General features: G+C 42.6%; 15 protein-coding genes and 1 pseudogene. 5 read left to right on the top strand and 11 right to left on the bottom strand.

Annotated elements, in window-relative coordinates:
* Positions 1–25: 25 nt before the first annotated feature.
* The 5 genes from ACU6U9_RS13050 to ACU6U9_RS13070 all read left to right on the top strand — a co-directional run bounded on the left by ACU6U9_RS13050 (position 26) and on the right by ACU6U9_RS13070 (position 4,273).
* Positions 26–820, top strand: a complete 795-nt coding sequence (locus ACU6U9_RS13050; protein ID WP_446735472.1) for an enoyl-CoA hydratase/isomerase family protein — start codon at positions 26–28, stop codon at positions 818–820.
* Entirely contained in the window at positions 817–1,191 is a 375-nt protein-coding gene (locus ACU6U9_RS13055) for a biotin carboxylase N-terminal domain-containing protein (RefSeq protein WP_446735473.1), read from the top strand. Before ACU6U9_RS13050 ends, ACU6U9_RS13055 begins: the two co-directional genes overlap by 4 nt.
* A complete protein-coding gene (locus tag ACU6U9_RS13060) occupies positions 1,175–2,845 on the top strand; it encodes an acetyl/propionyl/methylcrotonyl-CoA carboxylase subunit alpha (RefSeq protein WP_446735474.1) in 1,671 nt (556 codons plus the stop codon). Before ACU6U9_RS13055 ends, ACU6U9_RS13060 begins: the two co-directional genes overlap by 17 nt.
* Positions 2,846–2,945: 100 nt before the next feature.
* Positions 2,946–3,857, top strand: coding sequence for a hydroxymethylglutaryl-CoA lyase (locus ACU6U9_RS13065; RefSeq protein WP_446735475.1), 912 nt, complete (start codon positions 2,946–2,948; stop codon positions 3,855–3,857).
* Between the two features lie 83 nt (positions 3,858–3,940).
* Complete coding sequence (locus ACU6U9_RS13070) at positions 3,941–4,273, top strand: hypothetical protein (protein WP_446735476.1); 333 nt, start codon at positions 3,941–3,943, stop codon at positions 4,271–4,273.
* A 119-nt stretch (positions 4,274–4,392) separates the two neighbouring features.
* Here the strand turns inward: ACU6U9_RS13070 and ACU6U9_RS13075 are convergent, their stop codons facing one another.
* From ACU6U9_RS13075 to ACU6U9_RS13125, 11 genes and pseudogenes are all read right to left on the bottom strand, one after another.
* A complete protein-coding gene (locus ACU6U9_RS13075) occupies positions 4,393–5,565 on the bottom strand; it encodes a DesA family fatty acid desaturase (protein ID WP_446735477.1) in 1,173 nt (390 codons plus the stop codon).
* A 38-nt stretch (positions 5,566–5,603) separates the two neighbouring features.
* Positions 5,604–6,026, bottom strand: a complete 423-nt coding sequence (locus ACU6U9_RS13080; protein ID WP_446735478.1) for a TIM44-like domain-containing protein — start codon at positions 6,024–6,026, stop codon at positions 5,604–5,606.
* Between the two features lie 64 nt (positions 6,027–6,090).
* Positions 6,091–6,411 carry a hypothetical protein gene (locus ACU6U9_RS13085; protein WP_446735479.1) on the bottom strand — a complete coding sequence of 107 codons (321 nt, stop codon included), beginning with the start codon at positions 6,409–6,411 and terminating at the stop codon, positions 6,091–6,093.
* 120 nt (positions 6,412–6,531) lie between these two features.
* On the bottom strand, positions 6,532–7,320 hold the full coding sequence (locus ACU6U9_RS13090; RefSeq protein WP_446735480.1) for a MipA/OmpV family protein: 789 nt from the start codon (positions 7,318–7,320) through the stop codon (positions 6,532–6,534).
* 303 nt (positions 7,321–7,623) lie between these two features.
* Complete coding sequence (locus ACU6U9_RS13095) at positions 7,624–8,970, bottom strand: IS1182 family transposase (protein ID WP_446734186.1); 1,347 nt, start codon at positions 8,968–8,970, stop codon at positions 7,624–7,626.
* 91 nt (positions 8,971–9,061) lie between these two features.
* Positions 9,062–11,183 (bottom strand): annotated as a pseudogene (locus ACU6U9_RS13100) (YgiQ family radical SAM protein).
* A 225-nt stretch (positions 11,184–11,408) separates the two neighbouring features.
* On the bottom strand, positions 11,409–12,071 hold the full coding sequence (locus ACU6U9_RS13105; RefSeq protein ID WP_446735481.1) for a hypothetical protein: 663 nt from the start codon (positions 12,069–12,071) through the stop codon (positions 11,409–11,411).
* Positions 12,072–12,105: 34 nt separating this feature from the next.
* Positions 12,106–12,567: a hypothetical protein gene (locus ACU6U9_RS13110; RefSeq protein WP_446735482.1), complete on the bottom strand. Its 462-nt coding sequence runs from the start codon at positions 12,565–12,567 to the stop codon at positions 12,106–12,108.
* 228 nt (positions 12,568–12,795) lie between these two features.
* Positions 12,796–13,308 carry a hypothetical protein gene (locus ACU6U9_RS13115; RefSeq protein ID WP_446735483.1) on the bottom strand — a complete coding sequence of 171 codons (513 nt, stop codon included), beginning with the start codon at positions 13,306–13,308 and terminating at the stop codon, positions 12,796–12,798.
* A gap of 118 nt (positions 13,309–13,426) precedes the next feature.
* Positions 13,427–14,740: a DUF6160 family protein gene (locus tag ACU6U9_RS13120; protein WP_446735484.1), complete on the bottom strand. Its 1,314-nt coding sequence runs from the start codon at positions 14,738–14,740 to the stop codon at positions 13,427–13,429.
* A gap of 126 nt (positions 14,741–14,866) precedes the next feature.
* The gene (locus tag ACU6U9_RS13125; RefSeq protein WP_446735485.1) at positions 14,867–15,406 is read right to left on the bottom strand and encodes a hypothetical protein; all 540 of its coding nucleotides are present in this window, start codon (positions 15,404–15,406) and stop codon (positions 14,867–14,869) included.
* Positions 15,407–16,053: the final 647 nt, after the last annotated feature.

A 16,053-nucleotide genomic window follows, 5' to 3' on the forward strand; every position in this document is an offset into this window, starting at 1 on the left:
AGTTCGGAATATTTAGGATGTAACCATGACAGATTCTAGTTTATTGATCGAAATTGAAAGCGGCATAGCCACACTCATTTTAAACCGCCCTGATGTGCATAACGCATTTGATGATGTGTTAATTACAAAAATCATCAAAACTTTAAATGAAGTCGAAAAAAATGATGATGTCCGTGTCGTTGTGCTCACCAGTTACGGCAAACACTTTAGTGCCGGAGCCGATTTAAATTGGATGAAACGCATGGCGGTGTTAACAGAACAAGAAAACCGTGATGACGCCCAACAACTTGCCGAACTGATGCACACGCTCAATAACCTGAATAAACCGACAGTGGCACTCGTCAATGGTGCGGCTTATGGAGGCGCAGTGGGCTTGATCGCCTGCTGTGATATGGCCATCGCCACACAACGCAGTCATTTTTGTTTAAGCGAAGTAAAAATTGGTTTAAGCCCAGCTGTGATTAGCCCGTTTGTCGTTTCTGCCATAGGTGAGCGTGCAGCTCGTCGTTATTTTTTAAGTGCTGAAGTGTTCGATGCGCATAGTGCTGAAAAATTAGGTTTACTGCATGAAGTCGTAGCTGGCGAAGCTGAGTTAACAGAACAAGGAACGCAATTAGTAAGCACTCTACTGCTTAACAGCCCACACGCCATGGCGAAAACCAAACAACTTATTAAACAAGTAAGCCGTGGCGATATCGATAAACCTATGCGCGACTACACAGTGAATTTAATTGCATCAATACGTGTCAGTAACGAAGGCCAAGAAGGCCTGTCTTCGTTTTTAGAGAAACGTGAACCATCTTGGGTAGTAACAAAATGAATACATCAAACAATAAAAAGATTACCCGTTTATTAATTGCCAATCGCGGTGAGATTGCCGTGCGCATCATGCAAAGCGCGCAAAAAATTGGCATACACTGCATTGCCCTTTACAGCGACGCTGACCAAAATGCCATGCACGTAAAGCAAGCGGATGAAGCTTGGTACATAGGCGCAAGCCCTGCAAAAGACAGCTACCTTGTTGTGGATAAAGTATTACAAGTGGCTAAAGATGCTCGCGCAGATGCCATTCACCCGGGTTACGGTTTCTTATCTGAAAACGCAGGCTTTGCTCAGGCCTATTCAAGATGCAGGCATTATTTGGGTGGGCCCACCTGTGGGTGCCATCAAAGCTATGGGATCCAAAAGTGAGTCCAAGTCGTTAATGGAAAAAGCCAAGGTGCCATTGGTGCCGGGTTATCACGGTGATAACCAAGATGAAGCGTTTCTTGCCGAACAAGTTAAAAAAATTGGCTTTCCGGTATTAATAAAAGCCAGTGCTGGTGGTGGCGGTAAAGGCATGCGCGTGGTAGAAAACGAAGATGAAATCGTTGCCGCCATTGCCGCATCAAAACGCGAAGGTTTAAATAGTTTTGGCGATGATAAGTTACTTGCTGAAAAGTACATTACTCGCCCACGCCATGTTGAGATTCAAGTCTTTATGGACCAGCAAGGCAACGGTGTGTATTTGTTTGAACGTGATTGCTCAATTCAGCGTCGCCATCAAAAAGTCGTCGAAGAAGCCCCAGCACCACAGTTTAGTGAACAAGAGCGTCAAGCCATGGGTGAGGCTGCGCTGCAAGCAGCCAAAGCCATTCACTATGAAGGCGCTGGCACCGTTGAGTTTTTATATGACAACGGTACATTTTATTTCATGGAAATGAACACCCGCTTGCAAGTAGAACATCCCGTTACCGAAATGATTACCGGGCAAGATTTAGTCGTGTGGCAATTAAAAGTGGCGCAAGGCGAAACTTTACCATTGTCGCAAGAACAACTGCGTATTCACGGCCATGCAATGGAAGTGCGTATTTATGCAGAAGATCCAGACAACGACTTTTTACCCACTACCGGCACACTTGAACATGTGCAATTGCCTGAGCTTATTACGGGTAAAGTACGTTTAGACACAGGCGTTCAACAAGGTGATGAGGTGAGCCCTTATTACGATCCAATGATTAGCAAGCTCATTGTATGGGGCGAAGATCGCGACCAATGTTTAAGCACATTGAAGCAAGCACTGCAGCAATATCAAATTGCAGGTGTCACCACTAATTTGTCGTTTTTACGTCGGGTAGTGAATGTCGAAGCGTTTCGCTTAGGACACATAAGCACCCAGTTTATTGAAGAGTTCAATGATCAGCTTATCAGCCATAATGACATCAAACCTCACCACCTTGTGGCAGCGGTTTGTCAGCACATGCTTACACGCATAAGTACAGGTAATGACCGCGCCGCGAGTAACGATAACGCCAACCCTTGGCATGCGTTAAGTGCGATGCGTTTAAACCAAGCAGCGAAAGAAACGCTCAACTTTAAAACCCATGATGATGAAATCTTTCAAGTTGATATCACCACCCTAAGTAACCAAGCCAATCGCGCACAATGGCAAATACATTTTGATGATCAAACCCATAATGTCGTGGCACGTTTGCAAGATGACAGCGTGCAATATGAACTCGATGGAAAATGGCGCAGCGCCCGTATTATTCGTCATAACGAAAAAATCTGGGTGTATGATCACCAAGGAGAGAGCCAGCTATCTTATGCAAAAATCGATTTTAATCAGCAAACAGAACAAGCCGGTAGTCTAAACGCTCCCATGAATGGCACCATTATTCAAATTGATGCCAGCACAGGGCAAGCGGTTAAGGCTGGCGATGTTTTAATGATTATGGAAGCCATGAAAATGGAGCACGCGATTAAAGCGCCCCTTAATGGCATCATTAAAGAAATTTGTTTTAACGTAGGTGATCTTGTGAGTGAAAGCGCCATGTTAATTGAAATGGAAGAAGCCGATGTTTAAGTCGGTAATTTGAAAAAATCACACAGTGACTTTGGCTACACGCCACATATTAAAATGAATAATAAATCGCGCGCAAGCGCCCTCCCACAGGGTGAATGATATGACTCTTCCTAAATACGTAAAAATCATTGAAGTCGGCCCACGTGATGGTTTGCAAAATGAAAAACAAATACTCAGTGTTGCCTTACGGGTTGAGCTCATTGAGCGTTTGGCTAAAGCAGGCTTAAATAAAATTGAAGCAGGCAGCTTTGTATCACCTAAATGGGTGCCACAAATGTCCGGTACCGACGACGTATTAGATGCACTCAATACAAGTGAGGTGAAAGCACAAACCGGTGCCCAATACGCCGTTCTCACCCCCAACTTAAAAGGCCTTGAAGGTGCCATACAGCATCGCGCCGATGAAATTGCTATTTTTGGGGCCGCCAGTGAAAGCTTCACGCAAAAAAATATAAATTGCTCTATTAAACAAAGCTTACAACGCTTTGAAGATATCGCAGCATCGGCACAGCAATTAAACCTGCCTATGCGTGGCTATGTTTCAACCATTATTGGCTGCCCTTACGAAGGTGATATCAACCCACAAGCCGTAGCCGATGTGGCCAAAACACTTTATCAAATGGGTTGTTTTGAAATTTCATTAGGCGACACCATAGGTGTGGGTACACCGATTAAATTTAAACGTATGTTAGATGCCGTGTTAAAAGAAGTCCCGGCGAATAAAATAGCGGTACATTGTCACAACACCTATGGCCAAGCGTTAGTGAATATTTATGCAAGCCTTGAGTACGGCATCAATAAAATAGACAGCGCCGTTGCAGGCTTAGGCGGTTGCCCTTATGCAAAAGGTGCCAGCGGTAATATTGCAACTGAAGATGTCCTGTATATGCTGCATGGCATGAACATCGACACGGGTGTCGATCTTAATCAGGTGATTGACATTGGTAATTGGATTTGTAGTGCATTACAGCGTGATAATCAAAGCAAGGTGGGCTTAGCGCTTAAGGCATGACGATCGTATTATGAAATATTATGTCAAAGCCTGTATTATGGCGCTTTATAACGCTCCTGCATAATAGTTACTAAAAAATCGCCATGAAAATAAAAGACGCAAAAATTTACGGTTTAAGTGAAATTGCAAAACTTGCACAGGCTGATATACAAGATGCCTATCCGGATGTAGACCCTATCATTGGTATCAGCCATAACTTACGCAATGCAGGCTTTGCCGCGGATACATTAACCATTGATAATCGCGCCAATGACACCCGCATTATTATGATTTTGCATGATAATAAACCAGATGTGGTCGATTATGAGTTTGCACAGATATCTAAAGATCCTTCTTTTGAATTTACTGAAATTGCCTTAGCCGATTTAACTGAGTCTAAGCTACTTCAAATGATGACAGCGGCATTGATCAAATAATCATCGACTGATTTTTCAAATTCATGAATGATTGCATTTGATTTATTCACATTTAAAAATCTATAGACATAAAAAAACGGGAGTCTAAGCTCCCGTTTTTTATGTCTGGCCTTAATCAATCAAGCCATTTTTGTACTGTACTGGCGTAAGCTGTGTGCAAATTCTTCTAGTGCTCGAATGCCACTTTCTTCCGCTTCTTTACACCATGCTTGCATGGCTTTTAGTAGCTCATCTCTACTGGCCGTGCGTTTTTTCCAAACCAGTTGCAGGTCTTGTTTCATTTTATAAACTTTATCAACCATCTCGTTATGAGCCAATAAATCCGCCAACTGCTGACGATATTTATCACTCAACAATGCTTCTTCTTTACGCAATAAACGCTTAGCACGAGTAAAGGGTAAGTTAAGCTGAGATTGTTTCTTCTCAAACTTAGTAACGGGCTTAATTACGTTTTTATAAAAACGCGCCATAATTTGAAAACGGTTATTCGCTGCTGCAAGCGCCGCATCAAAATCCAATTCTAATTTGTTTTTATCAATGGCCATTACCGGGCCAGTACGTACATTTTTAATTAAACCTAACGCTTTTAAAATCGTGATGTACATCCAGCCAATATCAAATTCCCACTTTTTCACTGATAATTTAGCAGAATTAGGGTAAGTATGATGATTGTTATGCAACTCTTCACCGCCAATCCAAATAGCGATAGGCGTAATGTTTGTCGCCGCATCTGCACATTCGAAGTTACGATAACCCATAGCATGACCAAGACCGTTAATAATGCCCGCAGCGTGCACTGGCATCCACATCATTTGGACCGCCCACACGGTAATACCAATTGGGCCTAACATTAAGATGTTAAAACCTAGCATCACAAAAATACCTAAAAGCTTATATTTTTGATAAACGTTGTTCTCAACCCAATCATCAGGGCAACCCTTGCTATAGCGAGTGATGGTTTCTTCATTCTCAGCTTCACTTTGATAAAGTTCAGCACCTCTTAGCAATACTGTTTTTAAACCTTTGATAACAGGTGAGTGAGGGTCTTCTTCGGTTTCACATTTTGCATGGTGTTTACGGTGAATCGATACCCACTCTTTGGTGACGGTTGCTGTGGTTAACCACAACCAGAAACGGAAAAAGTGTGCTAGCGCTGGGTGCATATCAAGCGCGCGATGTGCCATAGCACGGTGTAAATAGATCGTCACACTGACGATCGATATATGTGTCATTACTAAGGTAAATAGTAATACTTGCCAGCCATTTAGGCCCCATAATCCTTGTTCGAACATAATTAATACCTCTGAATATTCTTGTTATTTATTCGGCTTCAATGCCCACAATTCAACCAAGCATCGGACGCGTGTTTTTCTAAATGCCACACATCAAATACGCCGTGCTCTTCATTGCTTTGCATGTCTTTCATTAAGCCGCGAAATAAGATACTGATGCGGTGGCCTTGTGGTAAAGGCTCGGCTCGTACTATCTCGGCGCTTAAGTCGATAATTTGGTTGTCTAATTGCCCAGTATACTGCACACGCTGCTGTTTTAATTGCTCTAATAAATCTGGATGTACATATTCTGCAATCGTGCCAAATTCACCGTCATCCCAAGCTTTATGTACTAATGCAAAATGCTCAAGGGCACCCTGCTCGAATCCTTTGGCGTCAAACCCGATAGGAAATGATAACGGTATAGTGTCTGCGCTTGTGTCACTCGCTTGTGAGCCAGGAACTGGGGAGGGAGTGTTCATTTGCTCAAACCCACTGCGCTGCATGCCCGCCATTTGCGGCGTTTGCTTTGATCGAGTAAACAACTTAAATAAAACAAAGCCAATCAGTGCAAACCAGCAGCATATCCATCATTTGTAGGCCTTCGAACGCACCACTGCCTAATAAATACGCAAAAATACCACCCGCTAATAATCCGCCCATAAGGCCACCCATGCCTGGTCGCATTGACTTACTTTTTTCTGCATTGGGCGCTGCTTTATTAGGGCTAGCTGGGGTTTGCTTTTTAAATGGGCTGGTTTTAAATGACTTACCAAAGCCACCACTGCCGAATTTCTTAGCTTCGACCGTTTCAACCATGGATACAGCCAATACACCCGCTAAAAACAAACTAAATAAATACTTCATAAAACTGCTCTTTATATAACAAAATCAGATGAGTAAGACATGCTACCTAAGCTAAAAGACAAGTCAATGTTCGCCATCAATAAAGGCGAACAAGTGTACACTGAATTGACTTGAATTACTCTAAAACAAGTAAGCTAGCGCCATTCCCGCGATAAAGCTAGAACGGGTTTTCACCAATGGGCTGTCCTCAAAAGCAGCACCTGAAAGGCCCACATACCGCATAAAACCTGCCGCCATCCAGTCTGACCACAGCACAGCAGTACTGTAACCCGCTTGCCAGCCACCGTAACCCATCTTGCCTTTATAAGCATTGCGATCACGGGTGACAAATTGACGATCGACCCCATAAATATAGTCATGATAATGACTGCTTGCAGAACGTAGCCCTAAGGATATTTGTGGGCGTATTTCATAACCGTTTAGAAAGTACTCACGACGCCATACGACCCTAGGGTTAAAAGTCATGCCGCGGTAGCTGATTTGGGTAAAATCAGTGCTGTTGGCAAAACGAATCGGTAACTCTAAGAACATGGCGTTCCCTTTACTGCGATCGCCTAAGAAGTAGTAATGCAAGGCTGGGCCAGCCTCAATGATAAAATCTAAATCATCCATGTCTTTTCGGGCTTGGCTTTTATCGCTATCAACCCTTACGGCCCCGCCTAGGCTTATTTCTAAGCTCCAATTACCTGACTGCCATAAATTCCCTTGAATCAGGTTGCGATCAATGGTGATTTTTTCGCTGCGATAGCGTAAATACGGGAACGGTAATACAAATTGCTCCGCCTCATCACTGCCCACATAATGGGGGACATTAATAACCGATAAACCAAAACCAGCTTCAAGCTCTGCATGCGCAACCGCGCTCTGCACTAACACCACATACAACACAAAAAGATAACGGTATAACATAAAGACATCCGAGTTATTTTTATTTCATCATGGTTTTCATTTAGATGAGGCACCCATTATAACCGTGCCGCTATTAATGAAGAGTAAAAGTACACCACCCATAAAAAAAGCCCTAATGGGCTCAGACTGCTGATAAACCCCAGTGTTTTCACTGGGGTTTATTCATTTCAGGGCAATTTAAGCGCCTCCTTGCTCAATTTATTCTCACCTCATATATCTCAATTTAATATTCCACCCACACTTATCGAGCTTTAGTTTGGCCTGATAAGGCTTTTCTGACAGGCATTTTTAATGCAAAGCGCTTTACGCTGCCATTAATGCGATCTTTTTCATATTTTGCGCAGCGGCCGTCATTAAGCACTGCATTTGCACTTTGTGTTTGCCTCGAAATTGCGCGTAGCGATAGCCGTGTAATTGTTTGGCATCTGCAAAACTTCTTTCCACCGTTTCCTTTCGCCTTGCGTAAAGTAGTTTGCCTTTGTCTGTTAAGCGGTGTTCGTTGATTCTATCCTTGCTGCCTTCCCAAACATGCCGCGTGATCACTTTTGTGTGATTTTGACTTTTGGTACAGCGCGTTAAGTCTGGGCAGTGTTGGCATGCGTTTGCGTCGCTATGATATTGGCGATAGCCTTCTCGAGTGGTGGTGCGATAAAAAACATTCTGTCCTTGTGGGCAGGTGTAGAGATCTTGTGTTTCATCGTAAACGTATTGGTTTTTGTAGAAATACCCTTTTTTATGCGTGGGTCGTCTGTAGCCCATGACACCATAAAGGTTTCTATCTTCGATGCCTTTGCATAACGCTGCGGTAAAATACCCAGCATCCAAACCCACATGCTGAAGATTAAATCCAAAACGTTGCACCTGTCTGTCGAGTCTTGCTAGATACGGGACACTGTCGTGAACATTACCCGCTGTGACGTGTACGTCGGTAATGATGTTGCAGCGTGCATCAACTGTGCGATGGTCTAAATAGAAAAACCCCTTTGGCTTGTTATCACGCACCATGTAGCCACTGTCTTTGTCTGTGGTGCTTTGTTTGATGTCTCTCGATTTATTGGGCGTCTCTGACCGCGACGCCAAGGGCTTTTTTCCGTGATCTAGCCTGTCTTGCTCAACCGCTTTATCCAGCTCATCCATATACGCTTGGCGTTCAGCTTGTGCTTGCACTTTAATGTGCTTGTTTTTATTGGCGTTGGCTTTCAAATGAGTAGAGTCGGTATAAAGGGTGGTTCCGCCCACCAGCTTCTTCTTCATGGCTTGCAGCACGATTTCATCAAAAATCTGCTGATAGACATCGGATTCTTTAAACCGTCGAATACGGTTTTGGCTTAAGGTGGAGGCATCGGGAATCTTGTCGGTTAACCCAAGACCTAAAAACCACCGATAGGCCACGTTAACCTGAACCTCGCGGATTAATTGGCGCTCGCTGCGCACGCCAAATAAATAGCCGATGAATAATAATTTGAACATCAAAGTGGGATCTAACGCCGGTCGGCCGTTATTGGGGCTATAAAAGTCTTTGACTAAATCGTGAATAAAACTGAAATCCACTTTCTGCTCAATCTTGCGCAGAAGATGGTCATTAGGCACAAGCTCGTCAATGGAAACGAACTCAAGTTGCGACTGTGTTTGGGGGCGGTCATTTAGCATGGCCCTATTATAAAAAATCCTCACCTAAAAAGGCGAGGACTTTGTCAGCAGTCTGAGCCCTAATAGGCTTTTTTTATGGGATAACAATAACCTATTTTTTACCTTTATTCGGTTTTACGCCACCCGCTTTTTTAGCATTAGGCATATGTGGCAAACCATTGTGTTGAGTTTTTGCTGCAAACGATTTTTTAGCCCCAGTGTTTTTAAGCACAAACTTTTTGCCTTCGCGACGTGCATCTTTTTCTCGGCCCGATTCTGGCGGCACTAAGTGTTTTGATCCACGGCCAATCAAGTGTGCTTTGCCCATCTTCTTTAAAGCCTTGCGCAATAAAGGCCAACTTTCTGCATCATGGTAGCGTAAAAAAGCCTTGTGCAATGAGCGCTGTTCTTTGGTTTTTGCCGCAAATACAGGTTCATGATTTTTTGCTTTAATAGGCTTAAGCGGATTACGCTCAGTCGCAAACATAGTGCTTGCCGTCGCCATTGGCGATGGGTAAAAATTCTGTACTTGGTCAACTTTAAAGTTATTCTCTTTTAACCAAAGGGCTAAATTAAGCATGTCTTTGTCGGTACTACCTGGGTGCGCGCTGATAAAATATGGAATCAAATACTGTTTTTTATCGGCTTCTTTCGAATACTTTTCAAACATTTCTTTAAATTTATAGTACGTGCCCATGCCCGGCTTCATCATTTTAGTTAGCGGGCCGTCTTCACTGTGCTCAGGTGCGATTTTTAAATAACCGCCAACATGATGCGTCACCAGTTCTTTTACATACTCAGGGTCTTCAACTGCTAAGTCATAACGTAAACCAGATGCAATCGCCACGCGCTTAACACCATCAATTTTACGTGCTTTACGGTACAACTGTGTGGTGTGGCTGTGGTCGGTTTCTAAGTTGCTACAGATAGTTGGATATACACAACTTGGACGACGGCAGTTTTCTTCAATGACTTTATCTTTGCAATTTAGGCGATACATATTAGCCGTTGGGCCGCCTAAATCTGAAATCGTACCGGTAAAACCTGGCGTTAAGTCACGGATGTTTTCGATTTCAGTTAAAATTGATTTTTCTGAACGACTTTGAATAATGCGCCCTTCATGCTCGGTAATACTGCAAAATGTACAGCCGCCAAAACAACCACGCATGATGTTGACACTAAAACGAATCATGTCATAAGCCGGAATTTTGGCCTTACCATAAACCGGGTGCGGGTTACGTTTATAAGGGCGCTCGAATACCCAATCAAGTTCTTGTGTGGTCAGCGGAATTGGCGGTGGATTCATCCACACATCATTACGACCATGGGCTTGCACTAATGCCCGTGCATTACCTGGATTGGTCTCCTTATGAAATACGCGATCAAGATGCGCATACAAGGCGTTGTCTTTTTTAACCTGATCAAGCGAAGGCAACCGAATATAACTGGTGCTTGGGTCGGTTTTACGCATTTGCATATGAGGCACAATTTGTATCACTTGTGCGCCCGCTTTTTTCAACGCCTCTTCTTCCGCTTTTGCCTCAAGGTCAATCATTTCATAAGGACTTTTGTGGGCTTTCATTTTGCCCGGCTGATCTAGTTCGGTACTGTCGATTTGAACCCAATCAGAGGGTAATTGTTTACATAAAAAGCCCGTACCACGAACATCCGTTATCTCGTTAATGGCTTCGCCACTAGCCAATCGATGAGTCACTTCAATTAAGGCACGTTCGGCATTGCCGTAAAACAGCATGTCGGCAGTACTGTCGAGCAACACGCTGCCACGGATACGGTCTTGCCAGTAATCGTAATGGCTTAAACGTCGTAAGCTGGCTTCAATACCACCCGCAATAATCGGCACATCTTTTTTGTAAGCTTCACGCAATTTTTGCGTGTATACCGTCACGGCACGATCAGGACGCTTGCCGCCAATATTGCCTGGCGTGTATGCATCATCATGGCGTACGCGACGGTCTGCGGTGTAACGATTAATCATGCTGTCCATATTGCCAGCCGACACACCAAAATACAGATTAGGCTTGCCTAGTATCTTAAAGCTTTCGATGTCGGTCCAATCGGGTTGGCAGATTAACCCTACGCGAAAACCTTGCGCTTCTAGCGTGCGGCCAATCACCGCCATGCCAAAGCTTGGGTGATCCACATAGGCATCCCCCGCAGACAATGATCACATCACAGCTATCCCAACCTAATTGATCCATTTCTTTGCGCGACATAGGCAAAAACGGCGCAGGCTTTAAATCGCTACGATAGGGCGTGTAAGTGCTGATATCTGCTGGCTGTAAGGCCGGTTGAGGTATCTTTACGGGTTTAGCTGGCATATAGGTGTGATCGGTACGACAAAATTTGCGCAATTGTACGCTGACAGCGTGAATTTAAAAACCTTGTTAAGAATGAGGGCTTTCATATTTCACCCTAAATACCAATAAACAAAGATTTGGTTAATGACCATAAATCCAGACAGACGTGCCTGCTGTATCTAACCCTTGAATATGCAATGCACCCAAGCTACCCGTTTGCGGGTTACCCACATAAATACTTTGCATGGCAATGTCAGCTTTAAAATCAAAATTGGCTATATATAAGGCTTTTACTTGCTCACCATCGAATGCAGTGTGATCAATGGTCTCTATTTTCATCTGAGTAAGCCTAGCTGGGCCAACTGTGTCATCTATCCCATCGTTATTGGTATCTAGGCCATCATAAATCATCAACCCAGCAATGCCGAACTCACCACCATCATCTACCCAAGCTACTTTATCTAAATGCACGGCAAAGCTTGCATCGATAGTGGTATTAGATGTCAAATTTGCAATACCTAGATCACTAGAAGGTAAATCAGAGGTGGTGTCTTGTGTAAGCACGATGGCATTAATTGGAAACCAATTACCGTTGGCGGTATTTTTGCCATCATCCAAGGTCGACAGATTTAGATTGAACGTTTGGTTCAGCTCGCTGAGGTCTTGATCTTGAATAAAGTTAGACAGATTTTCAATTAACAAACCTCCGGCACTGGCCTGCTCATTGCCTAAGTAAACATCGTTCACAATGATATCGAGCCCGTTACCCAAACGATCACCGATCTCTTCAATGGTGATAAACATACCCTGCTTTGAGTCAAAATCGATCAGTATGTTATTAATCGTGGCCAGCTCCAGACTCTAAAAACGGCTGATCACTGTTAACCATACTCGGTGTAATTGGACTCTTATGGTTACCTAAATGAATACCCGAAAGCGTCAACGAGCCAGCTTGCCCTTCTCCATCTGCACCGTCACTAAAACCGTCTGGATCTAACCACTGCATATCAAGACTCGCCTGAATATCCAAATCAATTTCAATGCCCTGTGTAAGCGATAAATCATCTTTGCTTAGACCCGTTAATACATCAAATAATGGGCTTTTAGCTTGATACCTAGGCACAAGCTCGCGCGCAACAACATCGGAACGTTTAATACTTTGCGTTGAATCAAACGAAATGTGATCACCCATAAAGCCATGACTTTGCTGCAAGTCATCATCATCAAGTGGCTTCATTTGACTATAGGACATAAAAGAGTGCGTCATAACACACACGAAAGTGATGAACATCCATTTCATACAACCACCTACTGCTCGTGAGCTTAAGAAATTTTAAGCACATGCAATAAGCCTAGTTGTAAAAATCAATTGGTCTGGGGATTTACACTAGAGAAGGGGTTTACATGACAATTAAATATAAGGCAGCTGAGTATTCTACTAAGTGGTTTTAACAACCTCAGTAATCATAGTCGCTTGAATGAAGACGGTTACGCAACGACCAAGGGGGTAGAGCAAGATAATCTATGACTACTTAATTTGCACGCTATCAATATTGATATCAATACCATTACCAAAACGATCACCAATTTGGCCAATACCAATGGTTAAACCATCACGACCATCTACATCAATAGTCACGCCTCGGATTTGCGCTGGCTGTGGCACTGGCCCATCAAAGTGCCCTACTGACAACCCCTTTAACACGACAGCCCCCTGGGAACCATGTATACCTGCACCATCAACATCCACCCAACGAATTTCATCAATGCGTAACTGTAGATCAATGTCTAAGGTAATGCCCGTACTCGGAGTATTTTGTAATGTTTGAGTGTTTAAACGAGGAGTGGAAGAACCTGCTTGATTGGTCTCACTCAATAATAAGGGTGCTTGAAATGACTTACCACTATTAACAGCACTCTGACTAATTTGCCCCACATGGGTAGATAAGCTTACATCGCTTAAAAGTTTTAATTCAGCCAAAGATCCAATAGAAAATAAAGTGGAAACAAATACTACCAGCAACTTAATGACATTCTTCATAGTATCTCTCCTCTAGTCCTTCTTTTGAAAATCTATTCACCAAATTGAGTATAACCTCATAAAAAACCCCGGCAAGCCGGGGTTTTTTATTCATACTAGGTATAGATAAAGCAGCCGATTAGTGACCGTAAACCCATACAGAAGTACCTGTCATATCTATATCTTTGATAAGCACAGAACCAAGTGAAGTCGCTTGGGTTCCTGCTTCGTTACCAACATAGATTTGGCCCATCATAATAGTACCAGTAAGTTTCATATCACTGATTTTAAGTGCCGCTACAGTATCACCTTTAGCAAATCCACTGCCATCAAGATCGCTACCAGCAATTGAAGATTGAACATTTTCAACATCGATATTCACAGAGAAGTGAATACCTTCAATCACATCAGCAATACCGTCAGGAGTGTCATTAGTATCAACACCATGGAAGAAACCTAGGTCAGCAACACCAAATTCACCACCACCAGTATCAACCCAAGCAGCTTTATCAATGGCTCCACCAAATTCACCAGAGATTTTTAAACCACCTGTTGAACCAGCATGACCAGCTGAAGGGTCATAAGTGCCTGTACCGTTAACAACAATTTCACCACGAACAAAACGACCAGCAGATCCAGGAGCACCCGTCACACCACCAACAGCACCGGTAGAGTCTTGAAGTGCCATATCAAATACGCCATTGTATTTGTTTACCAAATCATCTTGAATATAGTTACGGAAGTTTTCAACTTTGATTCCACCAATATTACCGGCAGCACCAGATTGAGCAACAGCTGCAGCTTGAGCTACAGCTGCATCCAAGGCCGCTAAGTACCCAAGTGCTGTTGGATCACCTGCAGCAAGTGCAGCAGAATAAGCAGCTGGATCAGCAAAATCACCAGCAGTAATAGCGGCTGTTGCGGCAGCTGTAGTTTGTGCGCTACCTTGAATAGATGCACCCAACTTAGTTTTAGCCAAGTTAGCCGCGCCAGTACCAATAATTACAGCACCAACATTAATATCAATACCGTTACCTAAGGTGTCACCAATTTCGTTTAGACCGATTACTAAACCATCAGTACCATCTGCATCAATGGTTACACCACGAATACGTGCAGCACTTAAAACGCCAGCATTCATGCTACCAATTGATAGGTCTTTAATGGTAACAGCACCTTGAGTACCAGTGTAGTCATAGTCACCCGTTGCATTTGGAGTACCATCTGAATTAAAACCACCAGTACCAGTTGCAACAGCTTCTAACTGACGGTTACCGTCAGTATCAACATATTTGATAGCATCGATAGTCATTTGTAGATCTACATCAATAGTGATACCGGCTTGACCCGTCATTTCACCTAGTAGAGCATCGTCCATAGCAGTCATTTCTGCATGAGCGAAAGGAGCGGCGGCTACTGCAGTAACCAAAGCAAGTTTTTTAAGGCCTTTCATGTGTTGTCTCCTGATTTTTATTATTGTGAGAACGTCACTCAAGAAGAGTTAAGATCTCTATTGAGAGGCTACTTCTTTAGTAACCCACATCAATTCGTTTTATTATTATTATTATTATTTTTACGGTTAAGACTTAGCGTCTTGTTTTACTGCTTCTTTAAAAAAGACCACTGGTTTAATTTTATCCACTGGTCTTTTGAAACTGATTTTTTTCTCTTCACGATTAATCTCATAAGGCGAAAATCGTAATACTGACAAACCGTTTTTGTGCTCCATCTCTATGGCTACACCATCAACCTCTTTGCCCATAAATGGCACTTGAGCTTGAACAAATAATGCACCAGCTACAAATTTTGCGTTTTTGCCACCTAAGTAAATTATTTCTCTTAACTTTAATATTTTGTCGCTTAAGGTGGCTTTATCTTCGGATTTTGGCACTTCTAACATAATGGTAGTGCCAGCTTCATCTATAGCCACTGCAAAAGGTGACAAACCATCTTTTTGTGCCAACTGTAAGTATGCATACTTACCACCCTGATCTACTAATTGATCTAATTCTTGTTGCACTTTTAATACTTGCTGCTTCATGTCTTCATTTATTTCTTCTGATGCTTGCAAAGAAAAAACGAAAAAGGTGCTTAGCAATAGTACGCTGATAAATTTCATAAAAAGGACAACTCGTTTCTTTTTGTTATTATTTGTAAGTGGCAAGCATCCTAACCCGCACAGATTATTCTGCACACTGCAAAGTTCACCTGAATTTACAAAGGATTACAAATTCACCCCTAGGGATGACAAACAAGGGTGCTTTACTGACCAATTGATGGACAGTTAAACCAATAAAGGAACACTTGTACCCATTGTCCAATTGTTTTGGGTATTAAAAAATATTTTTTAATACCTAAAATGAATTTAAATGTGAAGTGTGATTCATTTTTAAGTGGAACAAATGAACCGATATAACCAATAAACAGTAAGCTGAGTAATAACGAAACAAGCGTGTTACCCACAAACACAAATGCGACTTAAGGTGGGTATATTCACCGTTTTAACCATTCCAATTAATCAGACAAAAAAAGCCAAAGCTCTCTTACAAAGCCAACACTAAGCAGGATTGAATAAAACCAAATTAAATAATTAAGCTTAATTACTGACTATGATAATAGGCGAGCTTTAAGCTGCTTTTTAAAACAGATACAAAGATAGTAAAAGCAATTTCTAGTATGGAGTTCAAATAAAGTTCAAATTTGGGAGGGTATTAGAAGCGTAACCATAATAAACGGTTAAAGTTACGACTGTAACAAACAGACTCT

This window comes from Pseudomonas sp. HK3, assembly GCF_052920985.1.

What these genes read in the sequence shown, in the direction of transcription:
- ACU6U9_RS13050 (WP_446735472.1), top strand. Translation starts at nt 26, where the DNA reads ATGACAGATTCTAGTTTATTGATCGAAATTGAAAGCGGCATAGCCACA.
- ACU6U9_RS13055 (WP_446735473.1), top strand. Translation starts at nt 817, where the DNA reads ATGAATACATCAAACAATAAAAAGATTACCCGTTTATTAATTGCCAAT.
- ACU6U9_RS13060 (WP_446735474.1), top strand. Translation starts at nt 1,175, where the DNA reads ATGGGATCCAAAAGTGAGTCCAAGTCGTTAATGGAAAAAGCCAAGGTG.
- ACU6U9_RS13065 (WP_446735475.1), top strand. Translation starts at nt 2,946, where the DNA reads ATGACTCTTCCTAAATACGTAAAAATCATTGAAGTCGGCCCACGTGAT.
- ACU6U9_RS13070 (WP_446735476.1), top strand. Translation starts at nt 3,941, where the DNA reads ATGAAAATAAAAGACGCAAAAATTTACGGTTTAAGTGAAATTGCAAAA.
- ACU6U9_RS13075 (WP_446735477.1), bottom strand. Translation starts at nt 5,565, where the DNA reads ATGTTCGAACAAGGATTATGGGGCCTAAATGGCTGGCAAGTATTACTA.
- ACU6U9_RS13080 (WP_446735478.1), bottom strand. Translation starts at nt 6,026, where the DNA reads ATGAACACTCCCTCCCCAGTTCCTGGCTCACAAGCGAGTGACACAAGC.
- ACU6U9_RS13085 (WP_446735479.1), bottom strand. Translation starts at nt 6,411, where the DNA reads ATGAAGTATTTATTTAGTTTGTTTTTAGCGGGTGTATTGGCTGTATCC.
- ACU6U9_RS13090 (WP_446735480.1), bottom strand. Translation starts at nt 7,320, where the DNA reads ATGTTATACCGTTATCTTTTTGTGTTGTATGTGGTGTTAGTGCAGAGC.
- ACU6U9_RS13095 (WP_446734186.1), bottom strand. Translation starts at nt 8,970, where the DNA reads ATGCTAAATGACCGCCCCCAAACACAGTCGCAACTTGAGTTCGTTTCC.
- ACU6U9_RS13105 (WP_446735481.1), bottom strand. Translation starts at nt 12,071, where the DNA reads ATGTTTATCACCATTGAAGAGATCGGTGATCGTTTGGGTAACGGGCTC.
- ACU6U9_RS13110 (WP_446735482.1), bottom strand. Translation starts at nt 12,567, where the DNA reads ATGAAATGGATGTTCATCACTTTCGTGTGTGTTATGACGCACTCTTTT.
- ACU6U9_RS13115 (WP_446735483.1), bottom strand. Translation starts at nt 13,308, where the DNA reads ATGAAGAATGTCATTAAGTTGCTGGTAGTATTTGTTTCCACTTTATTT.
- ACU6U9_RS13120 (WP_446735484.1), bottom strand. Translation starts at nt 14,740, where the DNA reads ATGAAAGGCCTTAAAAAACTTGCTTTGGTTACTGCAGTAGCCGCCGCT.
- ACU6U9_RS13125 (WP_446735485.1), bottom strand. Translation starts at nt 15,406, where the DNA reads ATGAAATTTATCAGCGTACTATTGCTAAGCACCTTTTTCGTTTTTTCT.